The sequence below is a fragment of the Caulobacter sp. FV2ps19 genome (genome assembly GCF_058681035.1).
The window spans coordinates 1,512,800-1,536,409 of sequence record NZ_CM178729.1 but is presented as its reverse complement, the minus strand read 5'-3'; the positions used below and the strand labels follow the sequence as shown (position 1 = coordinate 1,536,409).

The following is a 23,610-nucleotide window of genomic DNA, read 5'->3' as shown; positions in this document are numbered from 1 at the left end:
CCTAGTCTTGCCCAGAGACGATGTTGAACGTTCTTGATTCGCGTACTGAAAGTCAGTTTCCGGGATCGAAAGTTCTAATGGCGACCTATAAAAAGCCCGCCCCCGTCGCGCGTGATGGGCCGCCCATGCGGTTGCGGCAGATGGATGCCACCTTCGCGGCGCTTAATCGCTCGCAGCTCATCCTGGAGCTCTCCCTCACCGGCGAGATCCTTTCGGCCAACGCGAACTTCCTCGACACCCTCGGCTACACGCTCAAGGACATCGTCGGGAAGCGGCACGCGATCTTCGTTCACGACGAAGAGGCCAACTCCCAAAGCTATGACGAGTTCTGGCAAAGACTGAGGCGCGGCGATTTCTTTTCCGACCTGTTTAAGCGGGTCACCCAGGACGGATCAGAAGTCTGGATCCAGGGCGTCTACAATCCCGTTCTCGATGATGCGGGGCGGCCCTACAAGATCATCAAGGTGGCGACCGACGTCACCGAAATCGAGACCCGACGCCTGGCGGCGGTGGCGGAAAACCTGCAGGCGCGAGAGCGCGCCGAACAGGCCGTCGCCGCCAAGGGCCGCTTCCTGGCCAATATGAGTCACGAGCTACGCACCCCCCTGGCAGGGGTCATCGGCATGACGCAGATGCTGGCCCGAGCCCCCCTTTCGACCCAACAGGAGGCCATGGTCTCGGAGTTGCTGGAGGCGGGTCAGGTGCTTCATGCGCTGGTCAATGACTTGCTCAACACGGCCCAGCTGGAGGCCGGCGGTGTGGAAATTCACCGCGCCCCGACCGACGCCCTGGCGATCGCGTGTTCTGTGCAAGGACTCCTGTCGCCCCGCACCCAGGAAAAAGGCCTCGAACTGACCGTCCGGGCCGAAGGCCTGCCGCCCGCCCTGATGATCGACGGATTGAGGCTGCGCCAAATCCTGACCAATCTCGTCAACAACGCCATCAAGTTCACGCCGCGCGGCTCCATCACCCTCCATCTGAACTGGCGCGATGAGCGCCTCCGGTGCGAAGTCACCGATACAGGCGAGGGCTTCCCGCAGGAGGATGCGGCGCGCCTGTTCCTGCCCTTCGAGCAGCGAAGCGAAACCCTCAACCGCACCTGCGACGGTGTCGGGCTGGGCCTGTCGATCTGCGCCGACCTCGTCACCATCATGGGTGGCGTCATCGGCGCGACGGCGAGCCCCGGCGAGGGCGCCACCTTCCATTTCACCATCCCCGCCGCCGCTTGCGCCCGCCCCGTCGTCGAGATCGAGGGCCAGGCCAATCGCGATATCGAGGCCCAGGACGCAACGCCCCTGAAGGTGCTGGTCGCCGAGGACAATTGCGCCCTGCAGCGGATCATGGTCGCCCTGCTGACCGAGCTGGGTTGCGACGTGACGCTGGCGGTCAACGGGCAGGACGCGCTGGCCGCCTATGACCGGCATCCGGAAGGCTATTTCGACATTTGCTACATGGACCTGCGCATGCCGGTCCTGGACGGCATCCAGGCCATGCGCGGCATTCGCGGGCGCGGGCACTCCACGCATCTGCCGATGATCGCCATCTCGGCGGATGTGCTGGATGGCCAGGACATGGTCAAACAGGTCGGCGGGTTTGATGGGTTCGCGCCCAAGCCGATCATCCCTCAGATCATCGTCGCGCAACTGGATGCGGTCCGAGCCCATCTGGGGTGATGATCCGGACCAGGTTTCCCCTCCCCCCGACCGCCGGCCTCCGTTAGGCTAGCCAAAACGGGGAGAGAGCCATGCTGTCCAGACGCCATCTGATGTTGGCCGGCGCCGCCGCTATGGCCGCTGGCGCGGCGCGCGCCGCCGTCCAAAGCTCCGAGGGCTTCGTCACCGTCAGCGACGGTCGCCTGGCCCTGGACGGCAAGCCCTACCGCTTCGTCGGGGCCAATCTCTGGTACGGGGCCTGGCTGGGCTCGCCGGCCGCCTATGGCGATCGGGCGCGGCTGGGGCGGGAACTGGACGCCCTGAAGGCCCTGGGCGTGACCAATCTGCGGATCCTCGGCTCGGGCGAGCAATCGCCAGCCAAGGTGGCGCTGGATCCGACGTTCAGGGGCCCCGGCCAGGACTATAACGCCGACCTGCTGACCGGCCTGGACGTCGTGCTGGCCGAGATGGCCCGTCGCGACATGAAGGCGGTGATCTATCTGAACAATTTCTGGGACTGGTCGGGCGGCATGCCGGCCTATCTGAACTGGACCGGGAACGGGACCTGGTTCCAGCAGGGCGACCCGGCCCATCCCTGGCCCGACTTCGCCGACTATTCGGCCCGCTTCTATGGCGACGCCCAGGCCAACGCCCTGTTCCGCCACTATGTGAAGACCCTGGTCGGCCGCACCAGCACCGTCACCGGCAAGCCCTATCGCGACGATCCCACGATCATGGCCTGGCAACTGGCCAACGAGCCGCGCCCGGGCGGGTCGGAGGCCTTCGGCGTCGCCAACCTGCCGACCTATTATCGCTGGATCCGCGAAACGGCGGAATTGATCAAATCCCTCGATTCCCGCCATCTGGTCACCACCGGCAGCGAAGGCGCCATGGGCTGCCTGGAGCGCGAGGCCTGCGTGGTCGAAACCCACAGGCCCGCCGCCATCGACTACATGACCGTGCACGTCTGGCCCAACAACTGGGGCTGGATCGACATGAAGAACCAGGCGGCGACCTATGAGGCCGGCGAGGCCAGGTGCCGCGACTATGTCACCGCTCACATCGCCCTCGCCAAAGCCCTCAACAAGCCGCTGGTGATCGAGGAATTCGGCCTGATCCGCGACGACCGCGCCTTGGCTCCCGACGCCCCGACCAGTCTGAAGGACCGCTTCTACAAGACGATCTTTGACTTGGTCCTCGCCGACATGAAGACCGGTGGGCCGATCGCCGGCGCCAACTTCTGGGCCTGGAACGGCGAGGGCCGCGCCCAGCACAACGACGCCTGGTTCGCCAAGGGCGACAGGAGCTATGTCGGCGATCCGCCGCAGGAGGAACAGGGCCTCTACGGCGTGTTCAACGCGGACGTCTCGACCCTGGCGGTGATCAAGGCCCACGCGGCGGCGGTGGCGGCGCTGTAAAAAGCCCTCTCCCAAAGGGAGAGGGAGGGGCCCGCGCGAAGCGTGGGAGGGTGAGGGGCTAAGGCCTGGCCGTCCTGAGCGCGGCGGTGATCGCCTCCGCCACCCCGCCGGGATCGGTCATCACCGCCTCGTTCCGGAACCTCAATACGGTGTATCCGCAAGACTCCAGCACCTCGGTGCGGGCCATATCCCGAAGCTCGGCCTCTTCATCGTCATGCACCGCGCCGTCCAACTCCACCACCAGCCGTGCCTCGATACAGGCGAAGTCGGCGAAATAGCGGTCGATCGGAACCTGGCGGCGAAACTTGCAACCGGCGAGTTGGCGGTTGCGGACGATAGCCCACAGACGGGCTTCCGGCGTGGTCTGGGCCTGCCTCAAGCGGCGCGCGGTTGCAGTTCGGTCCATGCCGATATGGAAAATCCTCCGGCGCTGGATCGCAAGCAAAGCAACCAGGGTTTTTCTGAAAGGGCTTAGCCCCTCACCCTCCCATCGCTGCGCGATGGGCCCCTCCCTCTCCCTCCGGGAGAGGGCTGCGAGAATTTCTGTCCACCGGTGTCATCGCTTGTGTTACCTCTGGCGCGAAGCTCGTCAGAAGCCGCCGGAGGACACCATGGACACCCCTCACACCCTTGATCGTCGTGGTCTGCTGATCGCCGGCGGCGCCGTCGCCCTGGCGCCCGCCGCGGGCTTTGCGGCCGGAGCCCCGCGCTCGCCCATCGTCACAACCACCGCCGGTAAGGTGCGCGGGACCAGCGCGGACGGTGTCCAGGTCTTCAAGGGTCTGCGCTACGGCGCCGATACCGGCGGGGCGAGACGCTTCATGCCGCCGCTCCCGCCCCAGCCCTGGACCGGCGTGAAAGACGCCCTGGCCTATGGCGCGGCCTCGATGCAGACCGGCCAGGGCGAGGACGGCGAAACCCTTTCGGAAGACTGCCTGTTCCTCAATGTCTGGACCCCGGCCAAAGCCGGCAAGGCCGGGTTGGCCGACGGCGCCAAGCGGCCGGTGATGTTCTACATCCACGGCGGCGCCTATAACGGCGGTTCGGGGGCCAGCCCCTGGTACGACGGGACAAATCTGGCCAAGCGCGGCGACGTGGTGGTGGTCACCGTCAACCACCGCCTCAACGCCTTCGGCTATCTGTATCTGGCGCGGATCTTCAATGATCCCAGCCTCGCCGACAGCGGCAATGTCGGCCAGATGGACCTGGTCCTGGCCCTGCAGTGGGTGCGCGACAACATCGCGCAATTTGGCGGTGATCCGGACAATGTGATGCTGTTTGGCCAGTCGGGCGGCGGGGCCAAGATCGCCACCCTGATGGCCATGCCCGCCGCCAAGGGCCTGTTCCACCGCGCCGCCACCATGAGCGGCCAGCAGGTCACCGCCGCCGGCCCGTTCAACGCCACCAGACGCGCCCAGCTGTTCCTCGACAAGCTGGGGATCACCGATCTGGCCGCTCTGCGCGCCCTGCCCGCCGAGCAGATGCTGGCCGGACTGAAGGCCGTCGACCCGATCGCCGGAACCGGCGGGGTCTATATGGGTCCGGTGCTGGACGAGCGGTCCCTGACCCGCCACCCGTTCTTCCCCGACGCCGCGCCCCAGAGCCTGAACATCCCGATGATCTGCGGCAACACCCATGACGAGACCCGCGGCTTCGTCGGCTTTGATCCCAAGGTGTTCGACATGAGCTGGGAGCAGGTGATCGCCAAGCTGCCCGGTCAGTTCAACGCCCGCATCGACATCGACCCCGCCACTGTGGTGGCCGAATACCGCCGGATCTATCCACACTATTCGCCGTCGGACGTCTATTTCGCCGCCTCGACCGCCGGCCGCTCGTGGAAGGCCGCGATCATCCAGGCTGAGGAGCGGGCCAAAGCCGGCGCGCCAGCCTGGGTCTATCAACTGGACTGGAAGTCGCCCAAGGACGGCGGGATCTGGGGTGCGCCGCACACGCTGGATATCTGCCTGGTGTTCGGAACCCTGGACGCCAGGGGCGCGATCGTCGGAACCGGCCCCGACAGCGTGGCGATGTCCCACCAGATGAGCGACGCCTTCATCGCCTTCGCCCGCACCGGCAATCCCAACTGCCCGACCATCCCGGCCTGGGAGCCCTACACCCTGCCCCGCCGCCAGACGCTGGTGTTCAACACGCCGAGCTCGGCGATGGTCGACGACCCGCGCGGGGCGGAACGGGAGCTGTTCAACAAGGTCCCGTTCACGCAGTTCGGGACGTAGGGGCACAGTTTTACCTATTGAGGTGGGGCATCAAGATCAAATGGCTTTAGCTGCATTCGAGGAAATCCAATGCCTCCAAATGCATTGTATAAAATTTCCGAAACATTCGGATGCAGAACTTCACCTTCACTGTAGCAGTCACTTGCATCACGCCTCAGCACCTCTGCCAACTGAAATAATTCTTGCATCTGAGGTTTGAGAGACCGCGCTTGCTCTTCGGAGAGAACAGCCGGCAATGACGATACCGACCTGCGAAATTCCATCCGCAATTCACTATAGCTATCATAGGCGTGCTGTAGAGAAATGGCGTTGGCTTCAAATTGTAGCAGCTGCGGTATTTCTTTCAGAGCACCCAAATTGATCAAAACCGTCAAATCTTCCGGGCGATAACGATCGAAAATCGGCGCACTAGTTCTCGGAAGTAAAACTTCATATATTTCTGCATCAGGCCTTGATATTTCGCCGCTCCTTATGTCCTCTTCAATAGATCTGTGAATACCGCGCACAAATGCCACGTGTTGATTAAATATCGCGCTAACCCGCCAAGCCAGCGCCATTTGCGCCGCGCGATCAGCGGCAGTTTGTTCCAACCGCCGCTGTCGCCGAGCAGCGCTAGCCATCTTCTCAGAATGCCGATTTGCTTGCCAATTGGCAAAATATGAGGCCCCAGCCCCCAACGCAGCGCCAAGTATTCCAGAGAGCCCGTTTTCCCAAAAGCCGCTCATGAATCTCCCCCGCGTTCCTAAGCTATAGTACACGGGGAAACATATTTTTGCCGACGCGCCCTACTTCGCCGCGTCCATCAGCCCCGCGAAGCGCTCGAACAGATACAGGCTATCCGTCGGGCCCGGAGAGGCTTCAGGGTGGTGCTGCACCGAGAATACCGGTTTGCCGTTCAGCTGGATGCCGGCGTTGGTGCCGTCGAACAGCGAGACATGGGTCTCGGTGACGCCGTCCGGCAGGGTGGCGCTGTCGACCGTGAAGCCGTGGTTCATCGACACGATCTCGACCTTGTCGGTGGTCAGGTCCTTCACGGGGTGATTGGCCCCGTGGTGGCCCTGTTCCATCTTCACCGTCCGGGCGCCCAGGGCCAGGGCCAGCATCTGGTGGCCCAGGCAGATGCCGAACACCGGCGTGCCGCTGGCGACCAGTTTCTGGATTTCCGGCACGGCGTAGTCGCCGGTCGCGGCCGGGTCGCCCGGGCCGTTGGACAGCAGCACGCCGTCGGGCTTGCGGGCCAGGATGTCCTCGGCCGAGGTGTTGGCCGGCACCACCGTGGCGCGGGCGCCGACATGGGCCAGAGCGCGCAGGATGTTGCGCTTGACGCCGTAGTCGAGGACCACGACCTCGTATTTGGGCGTGTCCAGCTTGGCGTAGCCGTCCGGCCACGACCACAGGCCCTCGTCCCAGGTGAAGGTCTGGGTGGTCGAGGCGTCCTTGGCCAGGTCCAGGCCTTCCAGGCCCGACCAGGCCTTGGCCTTGGCGACCAGGGCGTCGAGGTCGAACTGGCCCTCGGGATTGTGGGCGATGACGCCGTGCGGCATGCCGGTCTCGCGGATCTTGCGGGTCAGGGCGCGGGTGTCGACCCCGGCCAGGCCGACCATGCCGCGACGCTTCATCCAGCCGTCGAAATCGCTGTCGGCGCGCCAGTTGGCCTGTTCGGTGGGAACCTCGCGGAAGATCGCGCCGCGGGCGGCCGTTTCCGACGCGCCCGAGATCTGCTCGAGGTCGTCAACGTTCGCGCCGACATTGCCGACATGCGGGAAGGTGAAGGCGACGATCTGGGCCATGTAGGACGGGTCGGTCAGGATTTCCTGATAGCCGGTCATGGCGGTGTTGAAGCACACCTCGCCGACCGCATCGCCGATCGCGCCGCAGCCCACCCCTTGCAGGATCGTGCCGTCGGCCAGGGCCAGGACGCCGGTGACGCCCTCAAGCAAGGAAACGCGGGGGAGAAGGTCTTTGGACATCTCGGAAGCGCCTCCTAAAAACGCATGGTCATTGTCGCAAAAAGGCGGGCCGGGTGTAACCCCGCCCGCCGCGCAAACGGCGGCGTGTCTAGGGGGTGCTGACCGGAGGGTCAAGCCCCGTGATCACGGGAGTCCGGAGCGGTCGCCACATTCCCGTGATCGGCGAACACCAGCCTCGCGTCGGACCCCACCGATCGCCTAGAATGGCCCGGCCGAAAAGAGCCGATCGGGGGAGGTCAGCCGTGCTGGAAATGCGTCCCAATTGCGAGTGCTGTGACGCCGATCTGCCGCCGTCCAGCGACGCGGCGCGGATCTGCACCTTTGAATGCACCTTCTGCGCCGACTGCGCCGAGACCCGATTCTTCGGCGTCTGCCCCAATTGCGGCGGCGATCTGGTGGCCCGGCCGATCCGGCCCGAGAGCAAGCTGCACCGCTTCCCCGCCTCGCTGCGCCGGGTGATCAAGGCCCACCCGGCCTGCGCCGGCCTGAGTCGGCCCGAGCCCCCGCCGTCCTGGGCGGCGGGCTGATCTTGCGGGCGGACAATCGGTCGCAGCCGATGAAAGCAGGCTATTAACGACGATCGGTCACTCTGGGCCGCGCCGGACAAGTCCCGTGCGCCTTGAGAGCCTAGATCATCATGTCCAATCTGCGATCGACGCCCATGACGTCCCTGACGCCCGCCCAACTGGCCGTGGCCCTGGGCGCTTTCACGGTGCGCGGCCTGTTCGCCATCGCCGTCCCGGTGGGCCTCTTCTCCCTGGCGGCCCTGGCGTTCTAGCCGGCGGCCAAGCTGCGGCGCTGGCCACAAACCCCATCCTCGCCCTGCGGCGTCCTGGCTTTGAGCGGGTCGCGACGCGGCCGTCTGGACAGCGCGCGCCATTGGGCGTAGGCGAGCGATCATGGGACTGGGGTGGTCACGATTGACACGGATACCGGCGCGCCTCGGCGGGCTGATGGCCGTGTGCGCGATCGCCGTCCGCATCCTGATCCCGGCGGGCTACATGGTCGCGCCGACCGCGGAGCCGGGCGGCCTGCCCGCCATCGTCATTTGTACGGCCCAGGGCGCCAAGACCGTTTCGATCGACGCCGTCGGCGGGGTTCCGACCGGCGAGACCGCCCCCAAGCCGACGGGCGGCAAGGCCACTCCCGACCACGGCTGCGTCTTCGCCGGCGCCGTCACGCCCCTGCCGGCTCCAAGCCTGACCCTGGCCCACGCCGAAGCCGCCGTCACCCTCACACCGATTGAGCTGCCGGTCGCCCATCAGCGTCCGGGCCTGGGCCTGGCCGCCCCGCCGCCGTTCAAGACCGGACCACCCGCCATCGTCTGACGCCCCTAGCCGCCGGCCGCCTCGCGCGCCGGCTCCTTGACGTTCGACGATTGGATTTTTCATGTCTCCCGTATTTTCCCGCGCCGTTTCCGCGCGCGCCCTGCTGGCCGCCCTGGCGCTCAGCCCCGCCGTCCTGCCCGCCCTGGCCCTGGCCGATGATCGCGTCGCCGAAGCGGCCGACCCCGCCGCCGCCACGCCCACAGAAGTCGATCAGGTGCTGGTCGTCGGTCGCGGCGACAAGCCCGTCACCGTCGTGCCGCGCGGTCTGGCCGTCTCGCTGGGCCAGACCGAGTTCGAGGCGATCAACGCCGTCAATGTCGAAGACCTGATGAAGTACGCGCCCGACTTCTTCGTGCGCAAACGCTTCGCCGGCGACGACAACGCCGTGGTCGCCCTGCGCGGCACCAACACCGTCCAGAGCGCCCGCACCATCGTGCTGGTCGACGGCTTCGTGGTCTCCAACTTCCTGGGCAACCGCTACGACTTTCCGCCCAAATGGAACGTGGTCGGCCCGGCCGAAGTGCGGCAATTCGACATCGTTTATGGCCCCTATTCGGCCCGCTACGGCGGCAACTCGATGGGCGGGGTGATCTCGGTCACCACCCGCGAGCCCGAGCCGGGCCGCGAGGTCTATGCCAACGCCCAGACCATGATCATGCCGTTCAAGGAATACGGCTATGACCAGACCTTCAAGGGCTACAGCGCCGAGGGCGGGATCTCCTACAAGCAGGACGACGGCCCGTGGAGCGTGCGCGGCGGCTTCCGCCACTTCGAAAACACCGGCCAGTCGATGAGCTACAGCCTGCTGTCGGCGACGACGGGAACGGGGACGGCCGTCACCGGGGCCTATGACGACAAGCGCCTGGCGACGCCGGTGTTCGGCGGCGCCTCGCCGGTGCATGTGATCCAGGACCAGCTGCGCCTGCGGGTCGGCTATGCCGCCAGCAACGGCTGGGACATCCAGGCCCTGGGCTTTGCCTGGAAGACCAATCAGGACCTGACCAATCCGCGCAGCTGGCTGGTCGATGCGTCCGGCAACCCGGTCTATCAGGGCAAGGTCAGCTATGGCGGCAAGACCTGGAACGCCACGGGCCTGACCTTCTCGGAAACCGATCGGACCGAGTATCTGGCCGGTCTGAAACTGGCCGGGCCGCTGGCCGGCTGGAAGGCCGCCTTCAACCTCTCGCACTACTGGATCCCCGACCAGGACAGCCGCACTTCGAAGGACTATGCGACCGGCGCGTCAAACGGGGCCGGAACCCAGAGCCGCCAGACCCAGCCCGGCTGGTGGACCGGCGACGCCAGCCTGGATCGCACCTTCGGCAAGCACGAGATCGGGGTGGGCCTGAACGCCAACCTCTACGAGTCCGGGACCGACACCTACGCCACCAGCAACTGGCACACGGCGACCGCGCCGGTCTATTCGACCTCGACCTACGGCAAGACCAGCCTGTGGGGCGTGTGGGCCGAAGACGCCTATGATCTGGACGGCAATTTCGTCCTGACCGGCGGCCTGCGCTTTGACAGCTGGCGGGCCTTCGACGGCGGCATCGGCAAGCAGGTCAGCGGCGTGCGCGTCGACAGCGCCTATCCCGAGCGCGAGGAAACCTCGGTCAGCCCGAAACTGTCGCTGCAGGGCCGCATCCCCGGCGACTTCGAACTGCAGGTCAGCGTCGGCACGGCCGAGCGCTTCCCCACCGTGGGCGAGCTCTATCAGGGCCGGTTCGACGACATCACCCGCGAGATCGACCCGACCAGCTATGACCCCAATCTGAAGGCCGAGAAGTCGAAGGACGCCAACCTCATCCTGCGGCGCACTTTCGGCAAGGTGCGCTCGACCACCAGCCTGTTCTATCAGGACATCGAGGACGCGATCTTCAGCTTCAGCGGCCTCAACCAGTATGGAACCGTCGTCTCGTCCTACAAGAACGTCGACAAGGTGCGCCAGTACGGCCTGGAGCTGATCCTCGAGGCCAGCGACGTCCTGATCCCGGGCCTGGATATCGACGCCAATGTCACCCGCATCGACGCCAAGACGATCAAGAACAGCGCCAACACCGCCGCCGAGGGCGTGAAGTTCCCGCGCATCCCCGACTGGCGGTCCAGCGGCAATGTTCGCTACCGGATCAGCGACAGCGTCAAGGCCTCGCTGGGCTGGCGTTACGCCTCGCGGCCCAATTCGGATCTGTTCGGCCTGTCGCGCGGCGACGCCTACGGCTTCCAGACCGAGTATTTCACGGTCGACAGCCGGGTGACCTGGAACGTGACCGACAAGGCCCAGCTGGGCGTCGGGATCGACAACCTGTTCAACGACCAGGCCTATGTCTCGCACCCGCTGCCGCAGCGGACCTTCGTCTTCGACGTCAAGACCAAGTGGTAGGAGTCTGATCCATGACCGCGTCCAGCCCGGCCCTGATCAAGGCCCGCCGAACGATCTTCGACTATCGCGCCATCTGGCGCTGGCACTTCTATGCCGGCCTGTTTTGCGCGCCGTTCATCGTCATCCTGGCGATCACGGGGTCGATCTATCTGTTCAAGCCCCAGGTCGAGGCCTGGCTGGACCGGCCCTATGACCACCTGACGCTGACGGGGAAACCCGTCAGCGCCCAGGCCCAGGTCGACGCCGCGCTCAAGGCCGTGCCGGGCTCGCGCCTGCGCACCTACGAGGTGCGGCGCGAGGCCGATGACGCCGCCCGCGTGGTCGTTGGCCAGAAGGGCGAGACCCTCCTCGTCTATGTCCATCCCGAGACGCTGCAGATCCTCAAGGTGATCCATCAGGACGACCGCCTGATGGAGATCGACAAGACCATCCACGGCGAACTGCTGATGGGCGACCGGGGGTCGATCCTGGTCGAGCTGGCCGCCTGCTGGGCCATCGTCATGGTGGTGACGGGCCTCTATCTGTGGTGGCCGCGTCAGGCCCAGGGCCTGGGCGGGGTGGTCTATCCGCGCCTGGGCCGAGGCTCCAAGCTGTTCTGGCGCGACATCCATGCGGTGACCGGCGTGTGGATCTCGGGCCTGGTGCTGTTTTTGCTGCTGACCGGCCTGCCCTGGGCCAAGGTCTGGGGCGACAGCTTCAAGGAAGTGCGCAAGCTGACCGGCACGGCGGTCGCCAAACAGGACTGGTCCGCCGGCCGGGCCGGCGAGAAGGCCGAGGCCAAGGCCCTGGACGCCTCGGGCGGCGGCGAGCACGCCGGACACATGGCGGGCATGGACATGACCGGCATGGATATGGCCGGCATGGACATGTCGGGAATGGCGATGGACGCCACGCCCCCGCTCGACCGCATGGTCGCCACGGTGCGGGCCCTGGACCTGCCCCCGCCGGTGCTGATCGCGCCGCCGACCAACAGGAAGGGCCGAAACGCCTCGCCCGACTGGACCGCCCGTTCGGATACGCCCAACCGGCCCCAGCGGGTGACCCTGACCCTGGATCCCGACACCGCCCAAGTGATCCGCACCGAAGACTTCGCCGGCCGCCACCCGATCGACAAGGTGATCGGCTACGGCATCGCCGCCCATGAAGGCCAGCTGTTCGGCATCGCCAACCAGGTTCTGGGCGTTCTGGCGGCCCTGGGCCTGATCACCCTCAGCGTCAGCGGCGTGGTGATCTGGTGGCGTCGGCGACCGGAAGGGCAACTGGGCGCGCCGCCCAGCCTGCCGGAGGGCCGCATCGCCTTGGGCGTGGGCGTCCTGATCGTGGTGTTCGGCGTCCTCTTGCCCGTACTGGGCGCCTCGATGATCGCCATCGCCCTGATCGAGCGTCTGGCCCTGCGCCACATCCCCGGCGTCCGCCACTGGCTGGGCCTGCGCCAAGCGCCCCACCAAGCCTGACCCTTCGTTTCAACCCCTGAGGTTTCCCATGAAGCGCATCGCCTTTCTCGCCACCCTGGCCGCCGCCGTCGCCACCTCGACCCTGGCCGCCGCCCCCGCCCCGCGGATCGAAGCCGGCTGGGTGCGCGCCACACCGCCCGGCGCGCCCACCGGCGCGGCCTATTTCAACGTCGTCAACAGCGGCAAGACCCCCGATCGCCTGCTGGGCGGCTCGGCCCCGGGCGTCAAGCGCGTCGAGGTGCACGAGATGTCGATGACCGACGGCGTCATGCGCATGCGCCGCCTGGGCGACGGCCTGGCCATCCCGGCCGGCGGGACCGTCGCTCTCAAGCCCGGCGGCTATCACATCATGCTGATCGGCCTGAGCGGTCCGCTGACGGCCGGTCAGACCCTGCCCCTGACCCTCAACTTCGAGAAGGCCGGCGCGGTCACCGTGCGCCTGCCCATCAAGGCCCCGCCGCCGGCCGGCGCGCACTGATGCGCCGCCGGACCCTCGTCCTGGGCGGCCTGGCCGCCGCCCTGGGCGCGGCGACGGGCGGCGGCCTCTATCTGCTGCGTCGCCCGGGCAAGCCGCTGCTGAAGATCGGCGGGCCCTTCACCCTGCGGGACGTGGACGGCAAGACCGTCACCGACCGCGACCTGCTGGGCAAGCCGACCCTGATCTATTTCGGCTTCACCTACTGTCCCGAGGTCTGCCCCACCACCCTGGCCGATATCGGCGTGTGGCTGCAAAGGCTGGGGCCCCAGGCCGACCGGCTGAACGTGATCTTCATCACCGTCGATCCCGAACGCGACACCGCCCCGCAGCTGAAGCTGTATCTGTCCAACTTCGATCCGCGCATCCGGGGCCTGACGGGATCGCCCCAGGCCATCGCCGCCGCAGCCAAGGCCTATCGCATCTACTACCAAAAGGTGGCGGTCGAGGGCGGCGAATACACGATGGACCATTCCACCTCGGTCTATCTGTTCGACGCGGGCGGTCAGTTCGTGGCCCCGATCGGCTATGGCAGCTCGCCCGATCAGGCCCTTGAGCGCCTGAGGCCCTTGCTGGGCTAGATCAGCGCCCGGCATTCGCCTCGAAGCGCGCCACGGGCGACGGCTCGCCCGATCGCCGGGATGGCCAGTTTCCGGATCACGGCGCGGGCCTCCAGACAAAGCGCGCACCGTCGGCGCCATCGGCCGTCGGGCCCGGGCTGTCGGCGACCAGGGCCGCCGATCCGGGCGTCAGGCGCAGATAGCGATGGGTCTGCAGGGACATCAGGGTGATGTCGCCCTGCAGGGTCTCGATCCACTGGAAGGTCTGGCGCGGGCCGTCGCCGGGCGCGGTCCAGGTCGCGGCGCCGTCGTCGGCGATGGTCAGGGCGGTGTCGCCCCGGACAAGCCGCACCCGCCCAGGCCCCTGCCCCATCACACGCACCGGCTCGGTCAGGGGGCCCAGCGCGGCGTTCGGCGCCGCCGGCCGCAAGCGCACGACCTGGCCCAGGGGCCGAGCCTTGATCCTGTCGGGCTCATCCAGGGTGAAGGCGTCAAAGTCGGCGACGCCCCCCACCCGGCCCTCGGTGTTGAACGCGAAAAGACCGTAGCGCACGCCCTGGAAGGTGCGCAGCTGGAAGGCCGAAAGAAAGTCGTCGCCCAGCCGCGTGAAGTGCTCGCCGTCGAAGGAATAGCTCAGTTGGTGACGTTCGCTCAGGAAGTCGCTGGCGGCCCGCAGCCAGAGCCGTTTGGCGTCAACCGGGATCTTGAGCGGCGCCAGCGCCTCACGCTCAGTCTGCTCGTCACGCCGGGTGACGACCAGACCCTGAGGGGTTCGCCTGACGCCGATCCAGCCATAGGGGCGCGTCAGCAGGGCCAGGCCCGCCACGTCGCCCTCGGCCAGGCCCGAGACCTCCAGGATGGCGGTGGCGGTCGCGCGGGGGCCCACCGCGCGCTGGGTGAGGCTGTTGCGCGCCGCCAGAAAGTCGGTCGCCGGCAGGGCGTGCAGGCGCAGGAAACCCGGCCGCGCGCTCAGCGACCACCGGTCGTCGGCCGGCGCGTGGTTCCATTGCCAGACCGGTTGCAGGTCGCCCGATGAGAAGTCGTCGCCGCGGACATAGGGCGCGTGCGGCGCGGAGGGCGCATCCGTCTTCGGCTTGACCCAGGCGCGCGGGGTGCGGGTCAGGTTGCCGGGCAGGCCGAAATAGGGCCAGCCGTCCTTCCAGGTCACCGGCGACAGGGCGGTCAGGCGACCAATGGAGTTGGCGTCATACATCGACACGCCCCACCATTCCCCGGCCGGCGTCTGGACGATGGTTCCCTGATGCAGCGAGCCCCAGTTGCGGCCGGCGGGGTCCGGCGGCGTGATCGTGAAGGGCGGTCCGTCGCCCTGGAGCCGACGCCCCTTGGCCAGACCGAAGTCCTCGCCGACGCTGAGGGCGCGATTGACCTCCCAGGGCCCCGCCAGACTCTGGGCCCGCGCGGCGGGCATGCGCATGCCGTTCCATTCGGCGCTGAGAATGAAATAGGTCTGGCCCACCTTGAGAAGGTGCGAGCCCTCGCCCATCCCCGCCTCCTTGGGGATCAGCACGCGCTCGGTGCCCGGCACGATGTCGACCAGGTCCGCATCGAGCTGGGCGATACGGATCTCCTGATAACCCCAGACCGCATAGGTCTTGCCGTCATCGTCGAACAGCACCGACAGGTCGTGGAGGTTGCGCTTCATGGGCGTGCGCGTCCACGGACCGCGCGGATCGCGAGCGGTGAATTTCTGCGTCGTCTGGCCGTTGATGTTGCTGAAGATGTAGAAGACGCCGTCGTGGTGGCGCAGCGACGGGGCCCAGATCCCCCGGCCATAGATCGACTGGCCGTCCTCGAGCCGGAAGCCGGGTCCCAGGTCCAGGCGCGGGCTGGCGTAGGACAGCAGGGTCCAGTTGACCAGATCGGTGGAGTGCAGGATCGGCAGGCCGGGCATGGCGTGCATGGTGGTGCCGGTCATGTAGAAATCATCGCCCACCCGGATCAGGTCCGGGTCGGAGAACTCGTCATAGAACAGCGGATTGGCGTAGGTCCCGTCGCCCTGGTCGGCGACCCAGGTGTGCGGCGGGGTGGTCGCCTCCAGCGCCTGCGCCTGCTCAGATGGCAGGCAGAGAACAAGCGCCAGGCCGATCGCGAACCTGGCCAGCACGCCGGCCTGCTTTCTGGTCGCCCCGCCTCTTGTCGCCAAGGATGGGCGCGCGATCGGGACTTTGCGGCTTGCTGTCGACATGGGTCAGCGGGTCTCGTTGAGAAGGGTTTACGCCTCGACCCTAACATCGCTTGACCGGGCAAGCGCCACGATCCCGTTGCACCGCCCTCGCCCCGGCGCCGCCCGACTGGTAGAAGCTGGTCAACGCGGCCCGCGTCCGCCGATTTCCCGGCCCCCTCGGCAACCCGCCGCGAGACGAGATCCGCGCGAGATGAACAGTTCAGGCGCCCAATGACTGCAATCACCACCGTCGGCGTCGACGCCGACGACACCCTCTGGCACTGCGAGAGCCTGTTTCGCCTGACCCATCAGCGGTTCGTCGATCTGCTGGCCGAGCATGGCGACGCGGAGCGCATCGAAGCCCAGCTGGCCACCACCGAGAAGCGCAACCTGCGGCTCTATGGCTATGGGGCCAAGGGCTTCACCCTGTCGATGATCGAGACGGCGCTGGACCTGACCGACGGGGCCGTCGACACCCGGGTGATCCGCGAGATCCTGGCCGTGGGCCGCGAGATGCTGACCGAGCCGATCGAGCCCCTGCCCGGCGTCGAGCACGCCCTGGCGGCCCTGTCGCAACGCTATCGCCTGGTGCTGATCACCAAGGGCGACCTGCTGCACCAGGAACAGAAGCTGGCCTCGTCGGGTCTGGGCGACCTGTTCGCCGCCGTCGAGATCGTCTCGGAAAAGGACGCCGACACCTATCGCCGGGTCTTCGCCCGTCATGGCACCGGACCCGAGCAGGCGGTGATGGCCGGCAATTCCATGCGCTCGGACATCCTGCCGGCCCTCGAGGCCGGGTCCTGGGGCGCGCTGATCCCCTATCCGCTGGTCTGGGCCCATGAGGCCGCGCAGGCGCCGGTGGGGCATGGTCGCTATGTCGAGCTGGGCTCGATCAGCGCGTTGCCGGACTGGGTGGATAGCGTGTCCAACGGCTAGCGCCGCGCCCCCTCCCCCGCAAGCGGGTGAGGAGAAGACGACGGAAGGGCGCTACGGCGCCGACCGCTTGCCCAGCCTGGCGATCCAGTCCCGGGCCGGGCGCTCGAACAGGATCAGCGACAGATAGCTGATCGGGATCAGCAGGATCACCCAGGTCAGCACCCACAGCCGCATGGCGTCGCCGTTCAGATTCCACAGCCCCAGCCCCACCCAGCCGAGCGCCATCTTCAGCGCGATCGGATGCAACAGATAGAGGGTGAAGCTCAGCTGCGCCCACGGCGCCAACCACAGGGTCGCGCGGCCGGGCGTCGCGGAGGCGTCGGCCGCCACCCCGGCGAAACCGACGGCGTAGATCACCAGCAGCAGGGCGTCGCGCGGCGCGCCCAGGCCTGACGCGACGCAGAACCCCGCCAGCAGGGCCCACATCACCCACGGCGCCGCCGGAATCTTGGCCAGCCAAGGCCTCACCTGCCAGGCCAACATGCCCAGCAGGAAGCCGGGAATCGCCCGGGCGACGCCGAAATCATAGGTCCATTGCGAGAAGGTCCTGCCGTTCCGGGACAGCCAGGTCAGCAGGACCAGACTGCCGAGCGCGACGACCGCCGTCCAGACCGGGCCGCGCGCCGTGATCAGGAACAGCAGCGGCAAAGCCAGATACATCCCCATCTCGGCGCTGATCGCCCAACTGACGAAGTTCCAGGTCTGGGCGTGACACACCCCCCAGGCGTGGATGAAGACGATATTGGGAACGATGCACGAGACGTCATAGCGCTTGGGATCGCGGTCGTTGATCAGCCCCGCGGACCCCGCCGCGGCGACGGCGATGAACACCAGCAGGGTCAGCCAGTGCAACGGCCCCAGCCGCGCGACCCGCTTCTTGAGGAAGTCGCCGTACCGGGCGGGGGTGGTCAGCCGGCCGGTATAGATCGCCGCCATGACATAGCCGGAGATCACGAAGAACAGGTCCACCACCAGGGAAAAGCTCTTGATGGTGTCGTCGGCCAGTTGCCAGCGGCCGTCCAGATTGATGAAGCGGTTGAAGTGGAACACCACGATCATCAGGGCGCCGACGATCCGCAGGGCGTCCAGATGCAGCATCTGGTCAGAATCGGGCTTCAGGGGCGGTAACTTGAACATCGCTCAGGCGTGGACCGGCGCCGTGCGACGGTCAAGACTGGCCCCTCCGGAGGCTGCGCGCCCTACCCCTCCCGGGGAGGGGGGCAGTAGCAATTTGATCCTCATCATGGTTTGGCTAGCGCCCCACGCGCACCATCTATCGGTCATGACCTTGCAGCCCTTCACCGACGCCGAGATCGACGCCCTGGTCGAGACCTTCTACGCCAAGGTGCGGGGCCACCATCGCCTGGGGCCGATCTTCGAGCGGGCCGTGGGCGACGACGGCTGGCCCGAGCACCTGGCGACGCTGAAGCGGTTCTGGGCCGGAGTGCTGCGCGGCGAGCACGGCTACAAGGGCTCGCCCATGGCCGTGCACCAGCGGGTCGAGGGCATCACCGTGGGCCTGTTCACCCCCTGGCTGGGCCTGTTCCACGCCACCTGCGCCGAACTGTTCGACGCGCCCCGCGCCGCCGTGATCGGGGCCCGGGCCGAGCGCATCGCCAGCAGTCTGAAGCGCAGCCTGCCCCTCCAGCCCGGAGCCGCCGCTTGAACGCCACCGCCCTGCGCGAGGCGCTGGTCGATGACGGCTTCGTCCGCTCGCCCGCCGCCCGGACCCTGGCCATGCTGGGCCCGCCTTCGATGGCCGACTGGTCCAGCTTCGCCGACAGCTGGAACGATCTGGGGCTGGACGGCTTCATGGCCGACGGCGGCCGCTATCGACGGCGCCGCTTCGCCGCCTTCACCGTCGCGCCGTCCGGCGCACATGGCGCGATCACCCGCCTGCCCCACCGGCCGCACTATCAGAGCCGCGACTACAACGCCCTGAACGGCGGCGTGCAGCGCTGGTTCGAACCGGTGACCGACGCCATTGCCGACCACCCGGTGACCCAGGCGGTGATCACCACCGGGCTGGACCTGTTCCACCCCATCACCGCTGATCCGCCGGCCACGTGGCATGTGGAACTGCACCAGTTCCGCATCGAGGCCCTCGCCGACGCGATCGGCCTGCCGACGCCGGAAGGCGCGCACCGCGACGGCGTCGACTGGGTGATCGTCATGCTGGTGGATCGGGTGAACGTCGAAAGCGGAGTCACCGACATCTTCACGCCGACCGGCAAGAGCCTGGGCAGCTTCACCCTGACCGCCCCGGGCGACGCGGTGTTCCTGGACGACCACCGCGTGCTGCACGGCGTCACCCCCATCAGACCGGGCGATCCCGCCCAGCCCGCCCTGCGCGACGTGCTGGTGGTGACCTTCCGCCAGGACCCGCCGAACTAGAGCGGATCGGCATTCAGTCAAAACGTCGGCGTTTTGGCCCAGAAGGATCCAAAAACACCGGTCATCCCCGCGAAAGCGGGGACCCAAGCCGAGTCTCAGGACAAGTCTGCACCGTTCGGCAACCTGAAAGCCTGCTTGGGTCCCCGCTTTCGCGGGGATAGGCGGTGAAAAATGGACCCAAAGCCTGAATGTCGATGGGCCCCAGCCGGACTAGGCCTGCGGGCGGTAGATCTGGTCGAACACGCCGCCGTCCGCGAAGAACTTGGCCTGGGTCGCCTTCCAGCCGCCGAAGTCGGCGATGGTCACCAGATCCAGCTTGGGGAACTTGGCGGCGTAGGTCTCGGCCACCGCCGGATCGCGCGGACGGTAGTAGTGCCGGGCGATGATCTCCTGGCTTTCGGGGGCGTAGAGGTGCTCCAGATAGGCCTGGGCGACCGCCCGCGTCCCGCGTCGGTCGACGACGGAGTCGACCACCGCGACGGGCGGCTCGGCCAGGATCGAGAGGCTGGGCGAAACGATCTCGAGCTTGCCGGCCCCCAGTTCCGCGATGGCCAGGAACGCCTCGTTTTCCCAGGCCAGCAGCACATCGCCGATGCCGCGCTGGACAAAGGTGGTGGTCGCGCCGCGGGCGCCGGAATCCAGCACCGGCACGTGCTTGAAGAGCTCACCGACATAGTCCTGCGCCACCCGCTCGGAGCCGCCCGCATGCTGGGCGTAGGCCCAGGCCGCCAGGAAGTTCCAGCGTGCGCCGCCCGAGGTCTTGGGATTGGGCGTGATCACCTCGACGCCGGGCCTGGTCAGATCGCTCCAGTCCTTGATCCCCTTGGGATTGCCGGGGCGGACCAGGAAGACGATGGTCGAGGTGTAGGGGCAGCTGTTTTGCGGCAGGCGCGACTGCCAGTTCGTGTGGATCAGCCCCTTGCCGGCGACGGCGTCGATGTCGGCCGCCAGCGCCAGGGTCACGATGTCGGCCTGCAGCCCTTCGACCACCGAACGGGCCTGCTTGCCCGATCCGCCATGCGACTGATCGACCTTGACGCCCGGATGGCCCTGCCCCGTCCACCAGGTGTTGAAGACGGCGTTATAGTCGCGATAGAGCTCGCGGGTGGGATCATAGCTGACATTGAGCAGCTTGGACGCGCCGCCGCCCGCCCCGGGCTTGGGCGAACAGGCCGACAGCGCCACAGCGCCCGCCCCGAACAACACGCCACGCCGGTCCATAGAAAGCGCCATCGTCAGCCTCCGCTCGATCTCGTTACCGACGCCAGTGGGTCTTTTTAAAGCACACTTGTCCAGTAGAGATTACCTGCATGGGGCTTCAGACTTTTATGAACCGCCGGCCAAGGCCTGGAAAGGGGACGCCGCCATCCACAGCCCCGACGCCCGCCCGCCGCGATCGGCTGGTGCGCGCGACCAAGCGATGGCCTATGCTACAGCCCATCCGCCATGCGCTTCGACGACCGCTTCCTTGAAGAACTGAAATCCCGCCTTCGCCCGTCCGACGTGATCGGAAAGTCGGTGAAGCTGCGGCGGCAGGGGCGCGAATATGCGGGGCTGTCGCCGTTCACCAAGGAGAAGAGCCCCTCGTTCTTCGTCAATGACGACAAGGGCTTTTACCACTGCTTCTCCAGCGGCAAGCATGGCGACATCATCAGCTACCTGCAGGAAACCGAGCGCCTGACCTTTACCGAGGCGATCGAACGGCTGGCGGCCGAGGCCGGCATGAGCCTGCCCGAGCCCGATCCCCGCGCCGCCTTCGAGGACAAGAAGCGCGCCGGTCTGGGCGACTGGATGGAGCTGGCCGCCGCCTGGTTCGAGGCCGAGCTGCGCCGCCCGGTCGGCCAGGCGGCCCGCGCCTATCTGGAGCGTCGCGGCCTGCCCGAGAGCGAGTGGAGCCGCTTCCACATCGGCTTCGCGCCCAACAGCCGCACGGGTCTGAAGGACTATCTGATCGCCAAGGGCGCCCAGCCGGGCGACCTCGTGGAGGCCGGGGTGCTGATCGCGCCGGAAGACGGCGGCGCGCCCTATGACCGGTTCCGCGACCGGATCATCTTTCCGATCACCGACACGCGGGGCAAGGCCGTGTCGTTCGGCGGCCGGGCCATGGATCCGGCCGCGCGGGCCAAGTATCTGAACGGTCCCGAGACCAGCCTCTTTCACAAGGGCCGGCTGCTGTACGGCCTGTACGAGGCCCGCAAGATCCTGCACGCCGCCCAGGCCGCCGCCCCCACCGGCGACAATCCGATGGTGGTGGTCGAGGGCTATATGGACGTCATCGCCTGCCACCGGGCCGGGGTGGCGGCCGTGGCGGCCATGGGCACGGCGATGACCGAGGAGCAGATGGAGGTGCTGTGGCGCCTGCATCCCGAGCCCACCCTGTGCTTTGACGGCGACAAGGCCGGCCAGCGCGCCGCCAGCCGGGCCATGGACCGCGCCCTGCCCCTGCTGAAACCCGGCCGCTCGTTCAAGTTCTCGCTGGTCAGCGGCGGCAAGGATCCCGACGACGTGCTGCGCGAGCAGGGCCCGGCGGCGCTGAAGGCCCAGCTGTCGGCCACCACGCCCTTCGTCGAGCAGCTGTTCAACCGCGAGCGCGATCTGGAGCCGCTGGACACGCCCGAGCGCAAGGCGGGGCTGAAACAGCGCCTGCGCGCGGCGGCGGCGACCATCGCCGACAAGGATCTGGCCCAGGCCTATCGCGACGATCTGCTGGGCAAGCTGGACGCCCTGTTCCCGCGCACGGCCTTCACGCCGGGCGGGTTTGGCAACGGCGAAGGCGGCGGACGGCCCTTCACCCCGCGCGCCCAGTGGAAGGACGGCAAGCGCCTGCCGCCCGACCCCGGCATCCGGGGCGTGGCCCGCGCCCAGATCGGCGGCCGCATCAACCCCTTCCACGCCGCCGTCGCCCTGGCCGCCCTGGACCATCCCGGCTGGGCCCGCCCCTATGACGAGGCGCTGGAGCGCGTGGGCTTTGGCGATCCGCGCCTGTCGCCCCTGGCCCGCGAGGTGTTCGAGGCCCTGATCGACGACATCCATGACGATGCGCCGTTCCGCGAGATCCTGTTGCGCAAGGGCCTGGGCTCACAGATCGCCGAGATCGAACGCGTGGCCCAGGCCGACGCCCCGTTCCTCAGCCCCGCCATGGAAACCGCCAAGGCCCGCGCCCTGTGGTCGACCTGCTACGAGGCGGTGATCGAGGTGGCCAATTCCCAGCAGGCCCTGGAACGCCTGCGCCACGAACCCGTCACCGCCGGCAGCCTGACCGCCAGCCGCGACCTGCGCACCCGCATCACCGTGCTGCAGCGCCAGATCAGCCACCTGGAGTTCTGGCGGGGGGAGAGCTAGGGCGCGGGCTTGGGGTTGTCGCGCGAGTTGGGGACGCGCCCGCGTCGGGCTGGACGTTTGGGTCAGCGGTCCAGGAGCGGACTCTGCCGACGGGTGGGAAGGGTGGTTAGGGGACCTCGACGTCCTGTTCGGTGGCGGGCGGTAGTTCGCTCAGATAGAGCTTCCAGCCGCCATGTGCTCGGAGGAGCTCGATCCGAAATGAAGGACCTTCGCCCTCACTATTCATGTACCAGCAATGGATGCGCTCGCTGTCAGCAGCCAAGAACTGAATGAAGTTCATGTCCACATACGACCCGATGCGCTCAGCGATAGCTTCGGCGATATCGAGTGCGCCAATTCGCGTCAGGACAGTCATGTCGAGCACTTTGGCTGCCTGCCTCAATGTCCGCAATGGGTCGATAGCGGACGTTCGCGACGAGGCGCAAAACAGACACCTCAGATGTCCCCGCTAGTGAGGGAAAATCATGCTTCCCACGGCGAAGACGATCACCCCCACGAGCGGTGGGCCGACCACGATAGCGACGACAACCGCCACTATTCTGATCACCCATTTCGAACCTGAGCCCTGCTTCACTCTCAGCCCCTCCGCTTACCCATCTACGGTGTCAGAGGAACACTTTCAGAGCAAGGCTTGGGGTCCGCTTTGGGTCGAAAGCACGCCTTGGCTTTCCTCCCGCAAGCGGACGCTCAGAGCGCCACCGCCTTCTTGAGGATCTCATTGATCCGGCCCTGCCACCCCGGCCCGCCGGCGCGAAGGCGGTCGATGACATCCTGATCCAGCCGCAAGGTGATCTGCTTCTTGGGTTGCTCAAGCTTGGGCCGTCCACGCTTGGTGAGCGTACCGGTCGCCGGACGCACCAGGCGCTGGCCGTCGCGAACCTCGGCGCGCTCGAAGACGTCAGCCGTCCATTCGGGGGCGTCGTCAGGGTCAACCCACGGCGTCTTGGTAGGCTTTTCGTTCCCCGCCATTGCACGCTCCGAATTTCGTGGAGGCTCGAAGGCGCAGAGCCTATATCATGTAGCTACATAAATTCACGCCGATCAACACGTCCTGCTCTCTATCTTCCGTTCTCCCCGGCGAAGGCCGGGGCCCAGATTCAGCCTGAGCGTCTGGGGATGACTCGCCTTTGGGCATCGCCAAGCCTACGCAACCGCCCTGGGTTCGATCTGGGCCCCGGCCTTCGCCGGGGAGAACGGGGGTTAAAGTGGAGAGGGAAAGAGCCCCTCCACCCTTGACAGAGCCCCTCCGGCCCGCCATTTGCCGACTCAAGGACTTGCCAAG

22 protein-coding genes are annotated in these 23,610 nt (G+C 67.2%); 14 read left to right on the top strand and 8 right to left on the bottom strand.

The window, feature by feature from the left end:
* The first annotated feature begins 140 nt into the window (after positions 1-140).
* Together ACW18B_RS07475 and ACW18B_RS07470 are read left to right on the top strand one after the other, a co-directional pair.
* A complete protein-coding gene (locus ACW18B_RS07475; RefSeq protein ID WP_492050839.1) occupies positions 141-1,673 on the top strand; it encodes a PAS domain-containing hybrid sensor histidine kinase/response regulator in 1,533 nt (510 codons plus the stop codon).
* A gap of 71 nt (positions 1,674-1,744) precedes the next feature.
* Positions 1,745-3,070: a glycoside hydrolase 5 family protein gene (locus ACW18B_RS07470; protein WP_492050838.1), complete on the top strand. Its 1,326-nt coding sequence runs from the start codon at positions 1,745-1,747 to the stop codon at positions 3,068-3,070.
* A 58-nt stretch (positions 3,071-3,128) separates the two neighbouring features.
* On the opposite strand, the gene ACW18B_RS07465 is transcribed toward ACW18B_RS07470, so the two are convergent.
* The gene (locus tag ACW18B_RS07465; RefSeq protein WP_492050836.1) at positions 3,129-3,476 is read right to left on the bottom strand and encodes an endonuclease domain-containing protein; all 348 of its coding nucleotides are present in this window, start codon (positions 3,474-3,476) and stop codon (positions 3,129-3,131) included.
* 205 nt (positions 3,477-3,681) lie between these two features.
* On the opposite strand from ACW18B_RS07465, the gene ACW18B_RS07460 reads away from it, so the two are divergent.
* Positions 3,682-5,304: a carboxylesterase/lipase family protein gene (locus ACW18B_RS07460; protein WP_492050834.1), complete on the top strand. Its 1,623-nt coding sequence runs from the start codon at positions 3,682-3,684 to the stop codon at positions 5,302-5,304.
* 14 nt (positions 5,305-5,318) lie between these two features.
* On the opposite strand, the gene ACW18B_RS07455 is transcribed toward ACW18B_RS07460, so the two are convergent.
* Positions 5,319-6,029, bottom strand: a complete 711-nt coding sequence (locus ACW18B_RS07455; RefSeq protein ID WP_492050832.1) for a hypothetical protein — start codon at positions 6,027-6,029, stop codon at positions 5,319-5,321.
* A 60-nt stretch (positions 6,030-6,089) separates the two neighbouring features.
* Positions 6,090-7,274, bottom strand: coding sequence for a glutamine-hydrolyzing carbamoyl-phosphate synthase small subunit (gene carA / locus ACW18B_RS07450; protein ID WP_492050830.1), 1,185 nt, complete (start codon positions 7,272-7,274; stop codon positions 6,090-6,092).
* A gap of 242 nt (positions 7,275-7,516) precedes the next feature.
* Between carA and ACW18B_RS07445 the strand changes: the two genes are divergently transcribed.
* The 7 genes from ACW18B_RS07445 (at position 7,517) to ACW18B_RS07415 (ending at position 13,492) form a co-directional block, all read left to right on the top strand.
* Positions 7,517-7,801: a DUF1272 domain-containing protein gene (locus tag ACW18B_RS07445; protein WP_492050828.1), complete on the top strand. Its 285-nt coding sequence runs from the start codon at positions 7,517-7,519 to the stop codon at positions 7,799-7,801.
* Positions 7,802-7,911: 110 nt separating this feature from the next.
* Entirely contained in the window at positions 7,912-8,052 is a 141-nt protein-coding gene (locus ACW18B_RS07440) for a hypothetical protein (protein ID WP_492050826.1), read from the top strand.
* Positions 8,053-8,227: 175 nt separating this feature from the next.
* Positions 8,228-8,602, top strand: coding sequence for a DUF2946 family protein (locus tag ACW18B_RS07435; RefSeq protein ID WP_492050824.1), 375 nt, complete (start codon positions 8,228-8,230; stop codon positions 8,600-8,602).
* 61 nt (positions 8,603-8,663) lie between these two features.
* On the top strand, positions 8,664-10,982 hold the full coding sequence (locus ACW18B_RS07430; RefSeq protein ID WP_492050822.1) for a TonB-dependent receptor: 2,319 nt from the start codon (positions 8,664-8,666) through the stop codon (positions 10,980-10,982).
* An 11-nt stretch (positions 10,983-10,993) separates the two neighbouring features.
* A complete protein-coding gene (locus tag ACW18B_RS07425; RefSeq protein ID WP_492050820.1) occupies positions 10,994-12,436 on the top strand; it encodes a PepSY-associated TM helix domain-containing protein in 1,443 nt (480 codons plus the stop codon).
* A 28-nt stretch (positions 12,437-12,464) separates the two neighbouring features.
* On the top strand, positions 12,465-12,914 hold the full coding sequence (locus tag ACW18B_RS07420) for a copper chaperone PCu(A)C (protein WP_492050818.1): 450 nt from the start codon (positions 12,465-12,467) through the stop codon (positions 12,912-12,914).
* The gene (locus tag ACW18B_RS07415) at positions 12,914-13,492 is read left to right on the top strand and encodes an SCO family protein (RefSeq protein WP_492050816.1); all 579 of its coding nucleotides are present in this window, start codon (positions 12,914-12,916) and stop codon (positions 13,490-13,492) included. Before ACW18B_RS07420 ends, ACW18B_RS07415 begins: the two co-directional genes overlap by 1 nt.
* Before the next feature lie 76 nt (positions 13,493-13,568).
* Here ACW18B_RS07415 and ACW18B_RS07410 read toward each other — a convergent pair whose 3' ends face one another.
* Positions 13,569-15,596, bottom strand: coding sequence for a glycoside hydrolase family 43 protein (locus ACW18B_RS07410; RefSeq protein ID WP_492050814.1), 2,028 nt, complete (start codon positions 15,594-15,596; stop codon positions 13,569-13,571).
* A 291-nt stretch (positions 15,597-15,887) separates the two neighbouring features.
* Between ACW18B_RS07410 and ACW18B_RS07405 the strand changes: the two genes are divergently transcribed.
* Complete coding sequence (locus ACW18B_RS07405; RefSeq protein WP_492050812.1) at positions 15,888-16,592, top strand: HAD family hydrolase; 705 nt, start codon at positions 15,888-15,890, stop codon at positions 16,590-16,592.
* 51 nt (positions 16,593-16,643) lie between these two features.
* Here the strand turns inward: ACW18B_RS07405 and ACW18B_RS07400 are convergent, their stop codons facing one another.
* Positions 16,644-17,729 carry an acyltransferase family protein gene (locus ACW18B_RS07400; protein WP_492050810.1) on the bottom strand — a complete coding sequence of 362 codons (1,086 nt, stop codon included), beginning with the start codon at positions 17,727-17,729 and terminating at the stop codon, positions 16,644-16,646.
* Between the two features lie 145 nt (positions 17,730-17,874).
* Here ACW18B_RS07400 and ACW18B_RS07395 point away from each other — a divergent pair, with 145 nt between their 5' ends.
* Together ACW18B_RS07395 and ACW18B_RS07390 are read left to right on the top strand one after the other, a co-directional pair.
* A complete protein-coding gene (locus ACW18B_RS07395) occupies positions 17,875-18,258 on the top strand; it encodes a group III truncated hemoglobin (protein WP_492050808.1) in 384 nt (127 codons plus the stop codon).
* Positions 18,255-18,986 (top strand): 2OG-Fe dioxygenase family protein, encoded by a 732-nt coding sequence (locus tag ACW18B_RS07390; RefSeq protein ID WP_492050806.1) that lies wholly within the window; start codon positions 18,255-18,257, stop codon positions 18,984-18,986. The genes ACW18B_RS07395 and ACW18B_RS07390 overlap by 4 nt, the downstream gene beginning before the upstream one ends.
* A gap of 210 nt (positions 18,987-19,196) precedes the next feature.
* On the opposite strand, the gene ACW18B_RS07385 is transcribed toward ACW18B_RS07390, so the two are convergent.
* The gene (locus tag ACW18B_RS07385; RefSeq protein WP_492050804.1) at positions 19,197-20,219 is read right to left on the bottom strand and encodes a sulfate ABC transporter substrate-binding protein; all 1,023 of its coding nucleotides are present in this window, start codon (positions 20,217-20,219) and stop codon (positions 19,197-19,199) included.
* Positions 20,220-20,432: 213 nt separating this feature from the next.
* Between ACW18B_RS07385 and dnaG the strand changes: the two genes are divergently transcribed.
* On the top strand, positions 20,433-22,328 hold the full coding sequence (gene dnaG / locus ACW18B_RS07380) for a DNA primase (protein WP_492050802.1): 1,896 nt from the start codon (positions 20,433-20,435) through the stop codon (positions 22,326-22,328).
* Between the two features lie 106 nt (positions 22,329-22,434).
* Here dnaG and ACW18B_RS07375 read toward each other — a convergent pair whose 3' ends face one another.
* The gene (locus tag ACW18B_RS07375; RefSeq protein ID WP_492050800.1) at positions 22,435-22,683 is read right to left on the bottom strand and encodes a hypothetical protein; all 249 of its coding nucleotides are present in this window, start codon (positions 22,681-22,683) and stop codon (positions 22,435-22,437) included.
* A gap of 332 nt (positions 22,684-23,015) precedes the next feature.
* Positions 23,016-23,297, bottom strand: a complete 282-nt coding sequence (locus tag ACW18B_RS07370; RefSeq protein ID WP_492050798.1) for a BrnA antitoxin family protein — start codon at positions 23,295-23,297, stop codon at positions 23,016-23,018.
* Positions 23,298-23,610: the final 313 nt, after the last annotated feature.

Coding starts and splice junctions, on each gene's coding strand:
- ACW18B_RS07475 (WP_492050839.1), top strand. CDS start 141: ATGGATGCCACCTTCGCGGCGCTTAATCGCTCGCAGCTCATCCTGGAG.
- ACW18B_RS07470 (WP_492050838.1), top strand. CDS start 1,745: ATGCTGTCCAGACGCCATCTGATGTTGGCCGGCGCCGCCGCTATGGCC.
- ACW18B_RS07465 (WP_492050836.1), bottom strand. CDS start 3,476: ATGGACCGAACTGCAACCGCGCGCCGCTTGAGGCAGGCCCAGACCACG.
- ACW18B_RS07460 (WP_492050834.1), top strand. CDS start 3,682: ATGGACACCCCTCACACCCTTGATCGTCGTGGTCTGCTGATCGCCGGC.
- ACW18B_RS07455 (WP_492050832.1), bottom strand. CDS start 6,029: ATGAGCGGCTTTTGGGAAAACGGGCTCTCTGGAATACTTGGCGCTGCG.
- carA (WP_492050830.1), bottom strand. CDS start 7,274: ATGTCCAAAGACCTTCTCCCCCGCGTTTCCTTGCTTGAGGGCGTCACC.
- ACW18B_RS07440 (WP_492050826.1), top strand. CDS start 7,912: ATGTCCAATCTGCGATCGACGCCCATGACGTCCCTGACGCCCGCCCAA.
- ACW18B_RS07435 (WP_492050824.1), top strand. CDS start 8,228: ATGGCCGTGTGCGCGATCGCCGTCCGCATCCTGATCCCGGCGGGCTAC.
- ACW18B_RS07430 (WP_492050822.1), top strand. CDS start 8,664: ATGTCTCCCGTATTTTCCCGCGCCGTTTCCGCGCGCGCCCTGCTGGCC.
- ACW18B_RS07425 (WP_492050820.1), top strand. CDS start 10,994: ATGACCGCGTCCAGCCCGGCCCTGATCAAGGCCCGCCGAACGATCTTC.
- ACW18B_RS07420 (WP_492050818.1), top strand. CDS start 12,465: ATGAAGCGCATCGCCTTTCTCGCCACCCTGGCCGCCGCCGTCGCCACC.
- ACW18B_RS07415 (WP_492050816.1), top strand. CDS start 12,914: ATGCGCCGCCGGACCCTCGTCCTGGGCGGCCTGGCCGCCGCCCTGGGC.
- ACW18B_RS07405 (WP_492050812.1), top strand. CDS start 15,888: ATGACTGCAATCACCACCGTCGGCGTCGACGCCGACGACACCCTCTGG.
- ACW18B_RS07400 (WP_492050810.1), bottom strand. CDS start 17,729: ATGTTCAAGTTACCGCCCCTGAAGCCCGATTCTGACCAGATGCTGCAT.
- ACW18B_RS07395 (WP_492050808.1), top strand. CDS start 17,875: ATGACCTTGCAGCCCTTCACCGACGCCGAGATCGACGCCCTGGTCGAG.
- ACW18B_RS07385 (WP_492050804.1), bottom strand. CDS start 20,219: ATGGCGCTTTCTATGGACCGGCGTGGCGTGTTGTTCGGGGCGGGCGCT.
- dnaG (WP_492050802.1), top strand. CDS start 20,433: ATGCGCTTCGACGACCGCTTCCTTGAAGAACTGAAATCCCGCCTTCGC.
- ACW18B_RS07375 (WP_492050800.1), bottom strand. CDS start 22,683: ATGACTGTCCTGACGCGAATTGGCGCACTCGATATCGCCGAAGCTATC.
- ACW18B_RS07370 (WP_492050798.1), bottom strand. CDS start 23,297: ATGGCGGGGAACGAAAAGCCTACCAAGACGCCGTGGGTTGACCCTGAC.